15 protein-coding genes are annotated in these 17038 nt (G+C 43.2%); 2 read left to right on the forward strand and 13 right to left on the reverse strand.

From position 1 onward, the window contains the following. The 6 genes from JZ787_RS16995 to JZ787_RS17020 all read right to left on the reverse strand — a co-directional run. On the reverse strand, positions 1-252 hold a 252-nt coding region (locus tag JZ787_RS16995), incomplete at its 3' end, for a citrate/2-methylcitrate synthase (RefSeq protein WP_346312217.1). Positions 253-254: 2 nt separating this feature from the next. Then, positions 255-1139 (reverse strand): methylisocitrate lyase, encoded by an 885-nt coding sequence (gene prpB / locus JZ787_RS17000; RefSeq protein ID WP_062033198.1) that lies wholly within the window; start codon positions 1137-1139, stop codon positions 255-257. Between the two features lie 42 nt (positions 1140-1181). Further along, positions 1182-2813, reverse strand: a complete 1632-nt coding sequence (locus JZ787_RS17005) for a long-chain-fatty-acid--CoA ligase (RefSeq protein ID WP_346312930.1) — start codon at positions 2811-2813, stop codon at positions 1182-1184. A gap of 469 nt (positions 2814-3282) precedes the next feature. Beyond that, entirely contained in the window at positions 3283-4308 is a 1026-nt protein-coding gene (locus tag JZ787_RS17010) for an AraC family transcriptional regulator (RefSeq protein ID WP_346312931.1), read from the reverse strand. 199 nt (positions 4309-4507) lie between these two features. Further along, positions 4508-6343 (reverse strand): DUF1302 domain-containing protein, encoded by a 1836-nt coding sequence (locus tag JZ787_RS17015; RefSeq protein ID WP_346312932.1) that lies wholly within the window; start codon positions 6341-6343, stop codon positions 4508-4510. A 291-nt stretch (positions 6344-6634) separates the two neighbouring features. After that, positions 6635-7222 carry an alpha/beta hydrolase gene (locus tag JZ787_RS17020; protein ID WP_346312933.1) on the reverse strand — a complete coding sequence of 196 codons (588 nt, stop codon included), beginning with the start codon at positions 7220-7222 and terminating at the stop codon, positions 6635-6637. A 344-nt stretch (positions 7223-7566) separates the two neighbouring features. Here JZ787_RS17020 and JZ787_RS17025 point away from each other — a divergent pair, with 344 nt between their 5' ends. Beyond that, positions 7567-8670, forward strand: coding sequence for an OmpW family outer membrane protein (locus tag JZ787_RS17025; protein ID WP_339401550.1), 1104 nt, complete (start codon positions 7567-7569; stop codon positions 8668-8670). A 322-nt stretch (positions 8671-8992) separates the two neighbouring features. Then, complete coding sequence (locus JZ787_RS17030) at positions 8993-10009, forward strand: AraC family transcriptional regulator (RefSeq protein ID WP_346312934.1); 1017 nt, start codon at positions 8993-8995, stop codon at positions 10007-10009. Positions 10010-10176: 167 nt separating this feature from the next. Here JZ787_RS17030 and JZ787_RS17035 read toward each other — a convergent pair whose 3' ends face one another. The 7 genes from JZ787_RS17035 to JZ787_RS17065 form a co-directional block, all read right to left on the reverse strand. Continuing rightward, positions 10177-11205, reverse strand: a complete 1029-nt coding sequence (locus JZ787_RS17035; RefSeq protein ID WP_346312935.1) for a putative sulfate exporter family transporter — start codon at positions 11203-11205, stop codon at positions 10177-10179. Then, a complete protein-coding gene (locus JZ787_RS17040; protein ID WP_087014957.1) occupies positions 11198-11524 on the reverse strand; it encodes a Rieske 2Fe-2S domain-containing protein in 327 nt (108 codons plus the stop codon). The genes JZ787_RS17035 and JZ787_RS17040 overlap by 8 nt, the downstream gene beginning before the upstream one ends. Further along, a complete protein-coding gene (locus JZ787_RS17045) occupies positions 11521-12177 on the reverse strand; it encodes a DsbA family oxidoreductase (RefSeq protein ID WP_346312936.1) in 657 nt (218 codons plus the stop codon). Before JZ787_RS17045 ends, JZ787_RS17040 begins: the two co-directional genes overlap by 4 nt. Further along, positions 12174-13514, reverse strand: a complete 1341-nt coding sequence (locus tag JZ787_RS17050) for an MFS transporter (protein ID WP_346312937.1) — start codon at positions 13512-13514, stop codon at positions 12174-12176. The genes JZ787_RS17045 and JZ787_RS17050 overlap by 4 nt, the downstream gene beginning before the upstream one ends. Positions 13515-13665: 151 nt before the next feature. Next, entirely contained in the window at positions 13666-14769 is a 1104-nt protein-coding gene (locus tag JZ787_RS17055; RefSeq protein WP_346312938.1) for a 3-keto-5-aminohexanoate cleavage protein, read from the reverse strand. A 60-nt stretch (positions 14770-14829) separates the two neighbouring features. Then, positions 14830-15678 carry a TauD/TfdA family dioxygenase gene (locus JZ787_RS17060; protein ID WP_087014966.1) on the reverse strand — a complete coding sequence of 283 codons (849 nt, stop codon included), beginning with the start codon at positions 15676-15678 and terminating at the stop codon, positions 14830-14832. 24 nt (positions 15679-15702) lie between these two features. Next, a complete protein-coding gene (locus JZ787_RS17065; RefSeq protein ID WP_346312939.1) occupies positions 15703-16689 on the reverse strand; it encodes a quinone oxidoreductase in 987 nt (328 codons plus the stop codon). Positions 16690-17038: the final 349 nt, after the last annotated feature.

Here is a 17038-nt window from a genome sequence, read left to right on the forward strand (position 1 = left end):
TTTGAGTGCTTGTGGTAGTTGACGCAGTGATTTAAGTTTAGCCTTGTAAGCTGTGAGCTGTGCTGCTGTGGGTAGTTCACCAAAGAAGATCAGGTAAGCGACTTCTTCAAACTGGCAGTTTTCTGCTAAGTCTTGAACATCATAACCGCGATAGGTGAGACCTGCTCCGCTTTTGCCTACGGTTGATAGTGCTGTCTTTCCTGCGACTTGTCCGCGCAATCCTGCGCCTGTGAGGACTTTTCCTTCAGCCATTTTTAATTCTCCTGTTTAAACAGCTTGTCTAATGTGTTTTCAAAGGTGTGATAATCCAGAAATTCGTAGAGTTCTTTGCGCTGTTGCATTTTGTCGAGCACATTAACTTGGGTTCCGTCGTTACGGATGGCATGCATGACTTCAAGTGCTGCCTTTTGCATGGCGCGGGTCGGTGACAGTGGGTACAGCACCATTGAGATGCCTTGTTCTGCCAGTTGTTCTTTGGTGTAGTATGGGGTATCGCCAAACTCGGTGATGTTGGCCAGTACTGGAACACCGACTGCATCACAGACGGTTTTGTACATGGTAATGTCAGTCATTGCTTCAGCAAAGATCGCATCAGCACCGGCTTCTACACAAGCACAGGCACGGTCAATCACCGCTTGTAGGCCTTCTTTTTGTAGAGCATCGGTACGTGCCATCACCACAAAGTTTGCATCGGTTTTAGCATCGACTGCAGCTTTTACGCGGTCAACCATTTCTTGTTGGGTGACGATTTCTTTGTTTGGACGGTGGCCACAACGTTTTTGGGCCACTTGGTCTTCGATGTGAACTGCGGCTGCCCCTGCGGCAATCATTTGTTTCACAGTGCGGGCAATGTTAAATGCCCCACCCCAACCGGTGTCGATATCGACCAGTAACGGGGTGTCTACACGTTCGGTAATGCGGCGTACATCTTCCAAAACATTATCCAGACTGGTCATGCCTAAGTCAGGCAATCCATAAGAGTAGTTGGCTACACCAGCACCCGAAAGGTAGATGGCCTTGTAGCCCACCTGTTTCGCCATCATTGCTGCATAAGCATTGACTGTACCGATAATTTGTAAGGGTTTTTCCACTTCTAGTGCTTGTCTAAATCTTAAGCCTGCAGATTTTTGTTCTGTCATCGTCCTTTCCTTGAAGCGTTATGAATGAATGTGAAGTGTTGTTTATTCCACTGCGAGTAAAATTGAGCCATAGGTCGCTCGTAAATCTTTTTTCAGGACTTTGCCTGTGCCGCCAACGGGAATACTATCCACAAAAACTACGCGATCGGGGATTTGCCATTTTGCAATTTTGCCCGTGTAATAATCCAGAAGTTCAGCTTCTGATACCTGACTGACTGCGGCCTTTTTAGCAATCAGAATAGGCCGTTCATCCCATTTTGGATGGGTCGCGGCAATCACCGCCACCATATCAATTTCAGGATGTGCGATGGCAATATTTTCCAGCTCGACTGAGGAAATCCACTCTCCGCCTGATTTGATCAAATCTTTAGAACGGTCACTGATGACCATATAGCCATCTTGGTTAATAGTTGCCATATCACCCGTATCGAACCAGCCATCTGCGGTGAGTGCATTGCTAAATTGATCGAAATAAGACTCTACGATCCAGTGCCCTTTAATTTGCAAATGTCCGGTAGTTTGTCCATCCGTAGCCAATTCGGTACTACCCTTTTCAGCATCACAAATTCGAATGCTGACCCCAAACGGTGGGCGACCTTGTGCATAACGCAAGCTCGATTGGGACGAGTCATCCAACTGCAAATGTTTGGCCTTGAGTTGATTCACAACACCCAAAGGGCTGGTTTCCGTCATACCCCATGCATGTATAGTTTCACACTGAAAATCATCTTTAAATGTTTTCAGCATTGACGGTGGGCAAGCTGCCCCGCCGACCACGTTGCGTTTTAAGCTGTCGAGTTTGCTGCCAGATTGCTTCGCTGCTGTAAGCAGTCCTTGCCAAATGGTCGGTACACCTAAAGCCGTCGTCACTTTGTATTGATCAATCAACTGAACCAAACTTGCTCCATCTAACATCGGCCCCGGTAGCACCATACTGCAACCGACCATGGCCGCGGCATAAGGCGTACCCCATGCGTTGACATGGAACATAGGAACAACAGGCAAAATGCAATCTTGTGCTGAAAAATTAAATGAATCGGGTAAACAGGTTGCGTAACTATGCAAAATAGTAGAACGATGACTGTATAAAACACCTTTAGGATTCCCGGTCGTACCCGAGGTATAACACAGTGAACTGGCTTTAGTTTCATCCAGTTCAGGCCACTCAAAATGTTCACTTTGTTGTGCGATTAACTCATCATAAAACAGCACTTCAGGTAAGGCTTTTTGAATGTCTTCATCATAAGCATCGAGGCAGATAAAATGCTCTACATAGGGAATGGATGGTTTAATAGACAACACTAGATTTAGAAACGTTTTATCAAAAATCAAAGCCTTATCATTTGCATCATTGATAATATAACTAAGCTGCTCAGGAAAAAGACGTGGGTTAATGGTATGGCAAACCAGCCCACTGCCTGATATGCCATACCACGTTTCTAAGTGACGATGATTATTCCATGCAATGGTGGCTACACGGTCACTGACAGCAAAACCAAATGTCTGCAATACATTGGCAAAGCGCTTTGAGTTTTTAGCAATTTGTCCCCAGTCTGTATGCAGCATCGACCCATCAGTATTTTTGGAGATAATGGCTGTATCTGCATGATAACGAGCAGCATGTTCAATCAGGCTGCTAATCAACAAAGGTTGAAACATCATATTTCCAATCATCAGAAACTTCCTTTTTAAAAATCTTTTTTAGACTTATTGTTTAAGATCCGCATATGATCGGTCTTGGTCATTTGTTTTTTTAAAATACTGTCTTTTTCCATCTTCATTTTGTCATTTGGTTGCGTTATTTAGTCATTTAGTCACTTATGCACAAAAAACTTAAATCTTCTAATTTATTGTTTTAAATCATTATTTATACAAATATTCAATATTATAAAAAGTGATAATTAACTCAAAACAAATCTGAGAGACATGCACCTGATTTCATATAATTTTTTAATAATTGAATAAAAAACACGTTGCGTAAGGTCAAGTTGGAATAGAGCTACACTCTAATGAATTCCAAAAAGACGTCCTATGAGGAATTTAAGGAGATAATGCAAATGTGGACAGATTGAATAATTTTAAGCACTGATCAAATGACAAAGACATGGTTTGAGATATACAGACGGAGTTTTATCTGCACACTTTAAGCATGCAGATTCATACGTCTCCAACGCCCTGGCGTGATGCCATACCAACGCTTAAATGCACGAGTGAAATTGGCTTGGTCGTCATAACCTACTTGATTGGCTACTTCTATAATCATGAGTTTTTTATTTTTAAGTAACTCCGCTGCAATTTTCTTGCGTGTCGCTTCAAGCAAGGCTTCAAAACTGGTCTGATGTTTATTTAAGTAACGGTACAGCGTAAAACGGTGAATCGAAAAATATTCAGCCACACGTTCGACATTACAACTTCGGTGCGGCAATAATTCCTCAATAATTTTACAAATCTGACCAATCATGTCGACACGATCGTGGCTTTGCAGTTCAGACAGATGCTGACGCAAAAATTGATCTAACTGACTGTCATGCCCTGCTCTTTTTTGATCCAGTTGTTCCTGCGGAAATAAAATTTCGTGCTGTGACTGACTAAACCACACAGGACAACCAAATGCTTTTTCGTACAGATGCGCACACTTCGGCTTTGGGTAAGAGATGCGCACTAATGCTGGACGCCAAGATTTCCCCAAAATCAGCTCGATAATAGACACCATCGCAACCAAATAAGCAGTTTGATATTGTTCTTTTCCGGGAATGTCACCATCGATATGCATGCAAATCCGTGCATAGCCATCATCTTCTTTCAAATCTAATTTTTGCCCTCTGTACCACATACTGCCGTACTGAAAGAGGCTCTGCATGGCATCCCGCATGGTCGCGGCATTCAGCACCAGAAAACGTAATGGCCCAATATTTGAAAATTGTGCTTTTTTCCCAATGACTAAACCCAAATGATCACAGCCTGTTAGTGCTTCAACGGCTTGAAAAATACTGCCCTGTGTTTGCAGAGAAATCGGCAATAAATTGTTTTTTAAGTCTTCGCGCTGAATCCCAAAATGTTCAAATACAGTACGTGCATCAAAACTATGTTCTTCTAAATAGTTGGCAATCAGGTTCAAAATACCAATGGGATTGGACTGTGGTTGTCGTGTTAAATCGATACTGTGCATAGTTCCCTCTATATATGTCGATATATTCAGCACATGACTGCCTGATATGCCTATTCATTTTGAATATTTAATACTTCGAATATGCTTTCAAAATTTGGATTGCACTTCAGTCCAGTTCAAATGCAACGAATCATGGTCTGTTTAAACCATGATTCAGATGAGCCGAATCTTCACTTGCAGACAAATATCCTAGCTCTTTTTAAAAATTAACTTTGAAAGCGAGCGAGGCAAAATCTCGGTCATCGATGGTACTGAAGTCATTTGAACCAAAGAAACTGGTATAAGCCATTTCTGCGGTATATCGTTGGCGGTATGTTGCAGATACTGCTGCGGCAACACTCATTTGACCTTCCTGAAAGTTTTGGCTAAAGCCATCGACATCATGGCGGAATAAAACACTCGGGGTAATCACAGTTGCAGGCAGCAAATCTTTATAGACTAAAGCACCGCGTAAACGGTATCCGTATGACCATTCTGTAAAAAAGCCTTCGGTATTACAGAAGCGTTCATTTAAACGGTCAATTTCATCATTGGACAGATGTGCCGTTCCATAAGGCGTACATTGGTTTGCTTTGGTTTCTGGATCATAAGCACCTGATGATAACTCACTACGTCCAAAAGCACCGACACGACCAAAACGGTTGTTGCCAATCTCACCGATATGATTCACCGCCAATTCGGCAGCCCAAGTAAAGGTATTGGCTCCAAGGACATTTGCTAGGCTATTCCCTGCACCGAATGAAAACTGGGTCACGGGTGCACGGGCATAACCTTGTAAATATTGCCCAAACTCTGCCGATGTTCCTGCATCTGTTAGTGGCGTATTTTTGTCTAAGACTTGTGCATAGACAATATCTGTCCCATTAAACTGCAAAGGCTGGTTGGGTTTATGGGTTAACTCACTAAACACAGAGGTCGTACCTACTTTGCCTGCCAAGCTAAGTCCATACATTTTGATGTCTTCAGGATAGATCGAGAAAAACTGTGCAGTACTAAAGTTTGCAGGTCCTGCCGCAGTTACGGCTGTCCCGTCAAAATTCGCAGTTCGATTGTGATAATTTGCAAAATACAGCCCGAGCTCAGCATTGTTCAACTTGGGCAACGTTTGCTTTAAGGAAAAACCATACTGTCCGCTGTCTTTGGCATAACGACTTTCACTACGCGGAATATAAGATTTGGCATCTAAAGCCGTGTCGGTAAGTTTATCGCCCGGCATCACAGTAATAACGATCGGCCCGCAGTTTTCTGGCACAAAGTCTGAAATGGCAAAGAATGTCCCACAGCCATCCACCACAGACGGTCTAAACTTAAACTGATAGAAACCTTCAAATTTCAAATGTTCATTGATTCCTGCTTCAAAGGAAAACATTTCAGTTGGAATCACACGCTCTCGTGCATCACCACCGGGACGATTCATTGCAGCATAATCAAAAGCGCTGACACTATTGAGTCCATTTTGGAAGAATTGTGATTTACCCCACTGCAAGGTATGTTTGCCCAGTTTAATATTGGCACTTTGCCCATTATCTAAAGCAAAATTTTTCCAAACATAGGCATCCCACAAGTCGATGCCCTTAAATTTCGCCAGTCGAGGCCACGCTGAATCATCAAAGGCTTTTAAATCGCCTTCACCTGTTTCATAAGCATGGTCATACCAATATTTCGCACTGACCACTGCACCCTGCTGCTTTCCTTTTAAATTCAGCTCGCTAAAACCTTTCACCACTTGTGAAATCACATCGCCTTCATTAAAGTTCACGCGACCGTCATCACCATTGATATCAATGCTATGGCCTTCTTTTCCAATATGATTTGCATCAGGTTTATAGACCAATGAACTAGACGCCTCTTGGGTACTCCAGTTTGTCCCAAAGCTAAGAACGGTTTTGGTTTCAAGCTTCCATTCCTCATTGAGATCAAAACTCGCTGCTGAAACTTCCGAGATCACTAAAGCAAGGCTTAAACAAAGAACCGTTTTTTTCATCAATGAAATATGATTATTTTGTCTGTTTAAAGACACAATTTGACCGACCATATCATCTCCATATCGATATGATTTATTTTTAAATACTGTGTTTTATTTCCATACAAACGCTAAAAATTACTGGCGATTACACCTAGATATGCCACAAATAACGTTTCACTAAATTCAACATCTTCTCTCCATATCTCTATTTATTCTGTAAAGCCATCCTTTGGCTCGGGATTTAAATTAACTGTTTTAAAATGTTCAAATTTGTCTTTTGGTCATGCAAATTTGTCTTTTGGTCATTTGCATGGATTGATTTTTCGAGATTGAAATTCAAAGGTAAAATCTGTGCCTTGACTAAGAAACTTGCTCTATGGACAAAGCATCCAACTGCAAGATCAATTGTTCCGCCTGCGGCCAATCGCCAAAACCTGCTGCTGGGTTCAAATGCCCTACAGCACCTGCATTGACCAACTGACTGCCCCATGTTTCTGCCATTGCTGCAACGGCTTGATACTGCGCTAAATGGTCATTGGTACTCGCCACCACAATGCTTGGAAATGGCAGTTTTTGAGTCGGTAATGGACTCCATCCTTCAGTTTTAAGAACCTCAGGACTTGGATAATGCTCAGGCCAGCTTTCTGCCAAGTCGGGCGGTGTAACCAGCAACGCCCCTTGGATATCATGCTGATGCAACGCAGCCCAATGCACAGTCATCAACACACCTGCGCTATGCGCCACCAAAATAACCGGCCCTTCAATTTTTTTCAGCTCGGCTTCAATGCGAGCAACGCGGTTTGCACAATTCAATTTATCCGTTTCTGCTGGCGGGACGGCGCGAACTTTTACAAGTTTCGCCTCAAGCAATGTTTGCCAATGTGCAGCAACATGATCACGCAAACCCGGAATAATGAGGACTGTTGTCTGTGTAAATATTTTTTCCATGGATACACCTATTTAAGCCTGATGCTTTTTAATCAATGCGATGCATTGTTGTATCCAACATAGAGGGATGGTCGCCAATTCGATATACATAGGGCGACATTTGCTTTTCATTTGATGACAAATCATCAAATCTATAACATTTTAGAATACACCTCATGAATATTTTAAATATTTGATTTTAATAATATAAGTAAAAATTTTAGTTTAATTTATGCAACACATTTCATGTTTTTCTTCAAATTTTGCCGATTGCTTAAAAAAATAACTGCCTCAATAATACGCTTGCGTTTCAGTAAGGATCCGCTGAAACCATAAAAAAAATAGCAAATGAAAAGGAAATTAAAATGAGTCAAATCTGTAAAATAGTCGTGCCTTTTGCATGCCTATTGTCAGTAAATTTTGCTTATGCGGATTCTACAAACTTTAAACGTTGGGCAGTTAGTGCAGGCTGGATGCATGTCATGCCTCAGGGGAAGGCGAACTCCACCCATGTCACAACGGCTGTTAAAGAAGGTGGCAGTTATGGTGTCGGGTCTTTATATGGTGCGGATCTGGGCAAATATGCATTAAATGGCGACACGCTGGATGACTCCTTGGGCAGATTGATGTTTAAATCTTTTGTCAGAAATAGTCAAAAAGATCCAAACTATAAAGTGCCTGACGGTTTTATGAAAGGTGCTAGAGCCGATATCACGGGCATTTCGGACTATACTGCTGATGGTGGTATGGAAATCGATGATACCGACACACTGGGTCTGACCTTGAGTTATTTTGTCAATGACAATGTCTCTTTAGAACTGGTGGGCGGAATTCCTCCTAAAGTCGATGTAAAAGGCGTAGGTGAAATTCGAGCAACCGCTTTGTCTACCTCGAATTCATCTCACCTGCCTCCGTTCTCGCCACCTACCTATTTTGATGGTTTAGAACTGCTCAAAGACACTTTAATTACAGACCTTGGTGCGCATGGCACGGTTGCTGAAGTGACTGCGTGGACACCAGCAGTCACAGCAAAATACCACTTCGGCACTTCGGGTAAAAATAAGTTCCGCCCATTTGTAGGCGCGGGTGTGGTGTATGGACATTTCAATAAATTAAAGCTCAACGGTGGTGTCGAAGAAGATCTGATCCAAGCGGGCTACATGATTGATAATATTTTGAATGACCGCGCAGGTGAAGCACTACATGGCGGCAAAGGTAGCTCTACGGCTACTCCTGAGGTGAAAGTCAAAACCAGTGATGCCTTCGCACCTGTACTGACCGCAGGCTTTACCTATGACTTTACCGACCGTTGGTTTAGTACAGGTTCACTCAGCTATATGCCTAACTTTAATAATGTCGCAACTGTGACTGTCACCGACACCTCTACAGGTCGACAATTAATTAAGTCCACCACCAAGATTGATCTTGACCCATTAGTGACTTATGTCGGGGTTGGCTATCGCTTCTAAGTGGTAGAAAATACTGAACCTCTCAAATGAAACATCGCATTCAGATTTTGATCATCTCAGGCAGGTCATTTTGCCCACCCAAATCAATCTCTGAAAATGCTCTCGTTTGAGACTCTAGCTATCGCATTTTATTTAAAGGCTAATTCTTATTCGGTATAGGAATTAGTCATTTTTAAATCTGAACAGTTTCTTGATAAAATAAAGCCTATTTTAATCAAAAATCCGCACAACTTAAGTACAGAAACTGATACTTTTATAGTACTGGATATTGCTTAAAAATAAGTTCAGTCAGGACGACTGAAGTAAAAATAGGGAGCTTAAAGTGATTCCACTTGCCCATACGGCTGTACTCAAAAATTATTTGAATGTTAGCCAACAGTTCAACTTCAATCCTTATTATTTGCTTTCTAATGCAGGGCTTAATCCTGCACAGCTCAATGACCCGAAACAACGTATCCCTGTCGACAAAGCCATTGCGCTGTTAGAACAATCTGCTGAAATGAGCGGCTGCGAAGTATTTGGGCTGCTTATGGCGGAACAGCGTCAAATTGCCGACTTTGGTGAATTGAGTCTATTATTAAGTTATCAGCACACTTTGCGAGATGCGCTACAAACCATTGTTATGTATAGAAACTTCATCAATAATGCGCTCGAGATGTATATTGAAGAAGCTGGAAATACGGTGATTATTCATTTGGAGGTGGTTGGCGCATCGACCGAATACAGCCGCCAAGCCATTGAATTGGCTTTGGGTGTCACCCATCGTTTTTGTGCCATGTTACTTTCGCAAAAATGGCGTCCTCTGGGCGTACATTTCACTCATAACGCACCACAAAACTTGGCTATTCACCAACGGGTTTTTGGTTGTGCTTTAGAGTTTGGTAGCGAGTTTAATGGCATTGTTTGTACGGTAGCAGAGCTCGATAAAGCCAACCCACAAGCCAATACCGCCATGGCTGATCATGCGAAGCGCTATCTTGATATTGATCTGCTGCAAAATGAAAATGAATCCTCCATTATTTTCGATATTCGAAAAAGTATTTATCTCCTTTTACCTATGGGACGTGCCACGATAGATCAAGTGGCACATTTACATGGGATCAATGTCCGGACCTTACAGCGCAGATTAGAGGCGTCTCAAACCAGTTTTAGTATTTTAACCAACGATGTGCGCCGGGCTTTAGTTTTCCGCTATCTGCAAAATATGAACTATTCTTTGGGACAAGTCTCAGACATTTTGGGCTATTCCATGCCAAGCTCTTTCACCCGTTGGTTTATTGGTCAGTTTGGCGTTTCACCCCTGGCTTGGAGAAATGACCATAAAAGCTCTACGCATTAATAAGCGCGTGAAAGAGATCCACTTGAAAATAAAGCTGATTCATCCTTTTTGAATGAATCATCTTTAATTATTTAAAAGTCCGTGTAATACATAGCATTTTGCCAGTCAGTGCGCTTCAATCACTGACTGGCAAATAAGTTACTGAGTAGCTCAATGTTGTAAAGTCATTAGAACATCCAATGCATCAGTAAAAGTACCAAGACCACAAGGAAAATACTCTCTCCCACCATCAATAAGATCGGTTTGATACCCACTGTCGCGAGTTCTTTAAACTGTGTTTTCATACCCAATGCACTGATGGAAATAATCAAACACCAACGCGATAGCTCATTCATACCACCTTGAACCACCACAGGCACCCAGCCGGTGCTGTTTACACAGGCCAAAATTAAAAAACCAACAGCAAACCATGGTAATAATGGCGGACGCGGCCCTGTGGACTCTACGCCTTGCATACGTGTAATCATGGCTGCGCAAATAATCACAGGCAATAACATCGCCACGCGCATGAGTTTGACCACCGTTGCGGTATCACCAGTTTCAGTCGACATGCTATAGCCCGCACCGACCACCTGAGCAACATCATGAATGGTTGCGCCCAAGAATACCCCTGCTTCAGTCGGCGATAAGGCCAACCATTCTGCAATCATCGGATACACAATCATGGCTATGGTCGACAGCGCCGAAACGCCAATCACCGTAAATAATGTCGCCTTTTCTTTTTGTGGATGGTTCGGTAAAGCAACCGATAAAGCCAGCGCAGCTGAAGCACCACAGATAGCCGTTGCACCGCCTGTCAGCATACCAAATAGTTTTTGAAAGCCTATTAACTTTGCAACGATAATTGAAACTGAAATCGTGACAATAATTAAGGTGATCACGAGTGCAATAGGCTGCCAACCCAATGCGGTGATTTGCGCTAAAGTAATCCGCATTCCGAGCAGTGCAATACCAATGCGCATTACCGTTCGTGCAGTGAATTCAATGCCTGCTTTACAACGGCCTTCAACCGACAAAAAACTCAGCCCCATACCCAGTAATAAGGCAAACAGCATGACAGGAGCACCATAGTGTTCCGATAAAAAACTTGCTGCTGCGGCTGCCACCAAGCTGATGCTAAAACCAGGTAGCAAAGTTTGGACTTTTTGACGAATATTGTCTGCATAGCTGAGGCTAAATTCGCTTGAACTATTCATACTGTTCTCCGCTATCTAGCATGATCAACACCTGATCACCAACCTTCTGTACAGGATAAGATGCTACACGGAGTTTCGTGGAGTTGAGTAGGTAGCCACTGGCCAAGTCAAAACGCAAACCGTGTGCACAACATTGAATGACTTTTCCTTCTAACTTGCCGCCACATAAGGACGCACCTTGGTGCGGGCAACTATCATCAATGGCATATAGCTGATGCGCAACGTTAAACAAAGCCAATGTCTTATCACCAACTTGCAAGAAGCAGCGCTCACCTAAAGCAGGGACTTTGGTTTGAGGGACTTCAAAATGTGTAGTCATGCTATTTCTCTCCGTTCGACCAGAGCATCGAGCATGGCTTGATAAAGTTCATCCGCAGGACGGGCACCGACCATGGCAAAGCTACGATCAAAAACAAAATACGGCACGCCTTTCCCTCCCGTATCACCATTAAAAAATGGCATATGCGGTTTCTGTAAAAGTGCATCAATCAGCTCGTCAGAAAAACCACAATACGTGGCAATTTTACGTAACACCTCAGTGTCACTAATATTTTCTGAATGGTGAAAATAGGCTGAATACAGCCCTTCGAGGAGTCGATCACTCTGGGCTGCATCACATATTTTGTTTGCGTTTGCATAAAAACTATGTGCTTTGGCTGTATTTGGCATACGTGGAATACGGTCAAAGTCGAGATCAATTGAAACCGCTTTAGCCGCCTCACGAACTTGTGCTTGGCGCATGCGGACAGCAGTCATACTGCCCAGTCTCTGTAAGTAAAATGCATTAAAAGGAATGCCATCCACAGGAATATGTGGCAAAAGCTGCACACCCCTCCACTGAAGTTTCACAATGACGTCGGGATGGCTATATCGTAATTTTTCTATTGCGACCTGTAACTGACGTTTCCCGATCATGCACCACGGGCAAATAAAATCAAAAAAAACTTCAATATTGATTTCACGAGTCATCACTTATCATCCGTATCTAATGCTGGGTTGTGTTGAATATTCAGCGGTATTGCCTGCGCATTAAAACGGGCAACATCGCGTACATAATGTTGTTTTGCGTAGAAAAATACAGTAGCAGCTGCAATGCTCATCAGCGGCATGAGTTGAAACGCACTATGTAGTCCAATCAGGTCTGAAACTTTGCCGACCACTAAAGGCCCCAAAGCTAGACCTAGGAAATTGTTGGCTAAGGTTAATGTCGCAAAAGCGGTACTATGAACCGAGTTATGTGTGAGGTTTGCGACCATGGCGCTCGATGGACCATTGGTACCCAATGCAATGAACATCCCAAGGCAGATCATCAGTAACTGTGCATTACCCGCAGGCATTGCAAATGCAATGGATAACAACACACAGCCAATCAAACAAAAAGCTATGGCTAACGTTACTTTGCGAACGGGACGATCTCGGCCTAAGCGGTCACATAACATGCCGCAAAGAATGGTGCCCACTGCGCTACTGAGTACGATAATGGCTGCAATTAACCCAGCTTTATCGGTGCTCATACCGTAGTAACGGTTGAGATAACTCGGGAACCAAACGATCACCGTACCACCCACAAACAACTGCAAACCACTGCCAATATAAGTTGCAATGACTGAGCGGCTTGAATAAATAGAACGTAATGGGTTGGTCGATTTATCGTGTTTTTGTTCTGCGCGAAGTTGACGGCAAGTCTTGCCAATTTTTGTTTCTTTCACAATGACTGGATATAAAAAGGCCAGAATCAGCCCAAATACAGCCATGCCTGCAAATGCCCAGCGCCAACCAAAATGCTCAGCCATCACACCACCTAGCGCCATGCCTAGAAATGAGCCGAACACGCCACCCGCCATAAAAGCACTGGCTAAAGTGGCACGCATATCGCGAGGGAAAACCGCAACCACGACAGCAATACCAACACTGCCATACGCTGCTTCACCCACGCCGACCATAAAACGAGCGATAAACATGTGTTCATAGTTTTCCGCGACAGAGCAACCTAAAGTGGCCAAACTCCAAAGCACGGCCATGAGTGTTAAGCTTTTCACCTTGCCAAATCGATCTGCCAAAATGGATAAAGGCAACGTCAATAAGCCCACCATTAAAGCCACAATGCCACTGAGTAAACCCAGCTGGCTATCGCTCAGCGTCCACTCACTTTTGATCAAAGGAAAGACCGCATTGAGCACTTGGCGTGACATGTAGTCAGAGATGAGCAAACCAAAAGTTAAAGCAAAAACCAACCACGCATACTTACGTGGTACGTCAATCGATGTATCCAAACCATCTGTAGAACTGGCATATTGATGCGCGCCCATACGACCTCCTTGTGTTTTTTATATGTTCTAATTCTCATTCTTCATAAAAATTGCACTTGATCCGCAGCACAATCATCTTTGTGACCAAGTCCGAGTCAACATTCCATTTGACTCGGCTTATGTTCATTTACTTGTTTTAATCGTAACTTAATTAACCGACTTTACGATTCATTTCATATGAGTTTTGCTCAGATGTCACATCATGAATACGTTGCGGAACACCTTTTTGACCCGCTTTACGGTTCGGTGCCATACCATTGGCCAGCAAGGTTTCTTCAATACTGTTGTACTGCACACCAATACGGTAGATCTCACGCGCTTCTTTGCCAGTCGCCACTTCACGACCAAGCTCATGGGCAATACGAACAGTTTGTTCAATTTGCTGCACTGAACCAAAACGCTGACCGCGGTGATCAATAATCGTATCTTCATTCCCCACACGTGCATGCAAGCCCATCGCCATAGACATGGTGTTGAACGGCAGTACATTTTTCAGTAATGATTCTGAGGTTAAAGTGCAGCCGTCTGGAACACGGTGAATAAAGTTAAAGAAGTTAAATGGATTTGGACCATCAAAACCACCACCAATACCAATCCATGTCAGGTTCAACGGCCCCATGTATAAGCCTTTACGCACCATACGTTCTAAGGTTTCTAAGCCGTGCATACCGGTTAGCTGAAAATGTGGCTGAATACCATTTTGAGTGAGACGCTTTAAGTGTTCCGTCAACCATGCTGGTCCTGCGGGTACTGTCATTTCTGCATAAGCTTCTTGAATAGCAGGATGCTCAAGTGATGTGCCTTTTAAATACTCTGGATACAGCAGCTCCATAATATTCATTTGCGTGGTGTTGACTGCAACCGTCACCTGATCAGGTTTTGGGGTCAGTTCCGCCAACATATGCCGAGTATCATCACTGAGCCAAAGCGCAGCTTCACCTTCGCTTTCAGGTGCAAATGAAATTGAACCACCAACCTGAATAATCATGTCAGGTACAGCTTCACGCACCCCTGCAATTAGCTCATTGAACTTAGACAAACGCTTTGAGCCTTTGCCATCCAGTTCACGTACATGCAAATGCAGTACAGTTGCACCCGCCTCATAGCACTCCACTGCTTTTTGAATTTGCTCGTCCATCGTGACAGGAATGTCTTCTGGAAAATCTTCTGGCATCCACTCTGGGCCATAAGGCGCAACCGTAATAACCACTTTATCCATGTTTTCTGGGTGCAAAGAATCGTCAAAGAATTGCATGTGCATCTTCCTTTATATTGTTCAAATTGTGAATTTCGTTAAATGTTTTACTTTTAAAACTTAATACGTCTGGTCGCCAATAATGCCTGCGCGTTCCATTTTGCGGTGGCATGCAGGATAGTCCATCACGGCATAATGCTGCGTACTACGGTTATCCCAAATGGCAATGCTGTTAGGCTTCCAGCGCCAACGAACTTGATACTCTGGAATAGAAGCTTGTGAAATGAGATAGCGTAGTAAATCAGCTGCGCCTGGATTGGCATCTTGCCCAAAACGAACGCGCTCTTTGGTGTGGTAGTTGGTAAAGTGAGTAGTAAATGCATTCACATACAGGATTTTTTCGCCTGTTTCTGGATGAGTACGTACCACAGGATGTTCGGCATCTGGGAACTGCGCTTTCAATGCTAAACGCTTTTCAATTGGCATTGCTGCACCAAAGCTCGCTTCGATACTATGACGTGCACGCAAACCATCAATTTTAGCTTTGATCTCTTCAGGTAAGTTTTCATAAGCCAAAATCATATTGGTCCACATGGTGTCTCCACCGACCTGTGGCGCTTCGACACAACGTAATACGCAACCCATTGGGGGGATTTCACGCCAGCTGGCATCGCTATGCCACGCATTTTCATAACGATCGATCGGACTATCTGGGCTTTTATAAATTTGTACTAAGCCCGGATGATCGGGATGACTACCGACAGCTGGATGATCTTCCAATTGCCCAAAACGCTCTGCAAATGCCACATGTTCAGCACGAGTTAAATCTTGATCTCGAAAAAACAACACTCGATGCTTAAGAAGGTTCGAGCGAATTTCACTAAATAAATCTTGATCGTGAATCGCATCTGCCAAATTTATACCGCTTAGCTCTGCGCCAATATTGCAGCTTAATTGTTCAATTTGCATAAGAAATCCTTTCTAATAACAAACTTAAATAACGAAAATAGATGAACCCGTTGTTTTACGTGCCTCTAAATCACGGTGTGCTTGTACGGCATCTTTAAGTTCATAACGCTGATTAATTTCAATTTTGATTCGGCCACTTGCGACATGGTCAAACAGCTCATTGGCCAAAGCTTGCTTTTCAGCAGGGTCAGCAATGTAATCTGCCAGTGCAGGGCGCGTGATATAAAGCGAGCCTTTCATTGCAAGAACCACTGGATTGAAATCTGGAATCGGCCCTGATGCTGTGCCCACACATACCATTAAACCGCGACGCTTTAACGAATCTAATGACGACATAAAAGTGTCTTTGCCCACACTATCAAAGACCACATTGACACCGATGCCATGGGTTAACTCGCGCACACGCTCTGCTACATTTTCATGGCTATAGTTAATGACATGGTCACAACCATAAGCTTTTGCAATCGCCGCTTTTTCGTCAGATGACGTTGTACCAATCACGGTTAAACCCAGCAACTTCGCCCACTGTGAAACGATTAAGCCCACACCACCTGCCGCAGCATGTAATAAGATCGTGTCACCTTTTTTAAAATCATAAATACGACGCATGAGATAGGCAGACGTCAAACCGCGCATGGTCATGGCAGCCGCAGTTTCACATGAGATACCTTCAGGAAGTTTGATCAGAACATTTGCGTCAATTAATCGTGATGTGCTGTAAGCACCCAAGGTATTTAAAAAGCCGGTATAAGTGACACGGTCGCCCACTTGAAAGTCGGTAACCCCCTCACCTACGACCTCAATCACACCAGAAGCCTCTACACCCATGCCATTTGGCAGTGGAATTTGGTATGTACCGTCACGGAAATAAGTGTCAGCATAATTTAGCCCTACTGCCACATGGCGAAGAAGAACTTGCCCTGCGGCTGGCTTTCCTACTTCGATATCTTCGTAACGCATTACTTCAGGAACACCCGATCCATAGAATCGTATTGCTTTATTCGACGTCATTTTTCTATCCATGCTATATTTTTATTCAGTGATTAATCACACATCAAAACTACAATACTCAATAGAGCAACACTTTACATAAGGCGACATTCACTTAGCATTTTACGACATCGCTATATAGCTAGGCGATCCAAACTGCTTAAAGTCTGTTACATATAAATTATTTAAAATCAATTACTTTTACTATAAAAATCGCTTATTTAAATACTTATATGGTTACATTTGAAATGAATGCTTTGTAGAAAAAATTTATTAATTCATGCTGCACTTTAAAGTATCCAGCAGTTCACCGAATTTGAGCAACAGTAAGTCACCACTGAACGTCCCGTGACTTTTTATTTTCAAACTA

It is taken from the genome of Acinetobacter sp. BWR-L5, assembly GCF_039655985.1.
GTDB lineage: Bacteria > Pseudomonadota > Gammaproteobacteria > Pseudomonadales > Moraxellaceae > Acinetobacter > Acinetobacter johnsonii.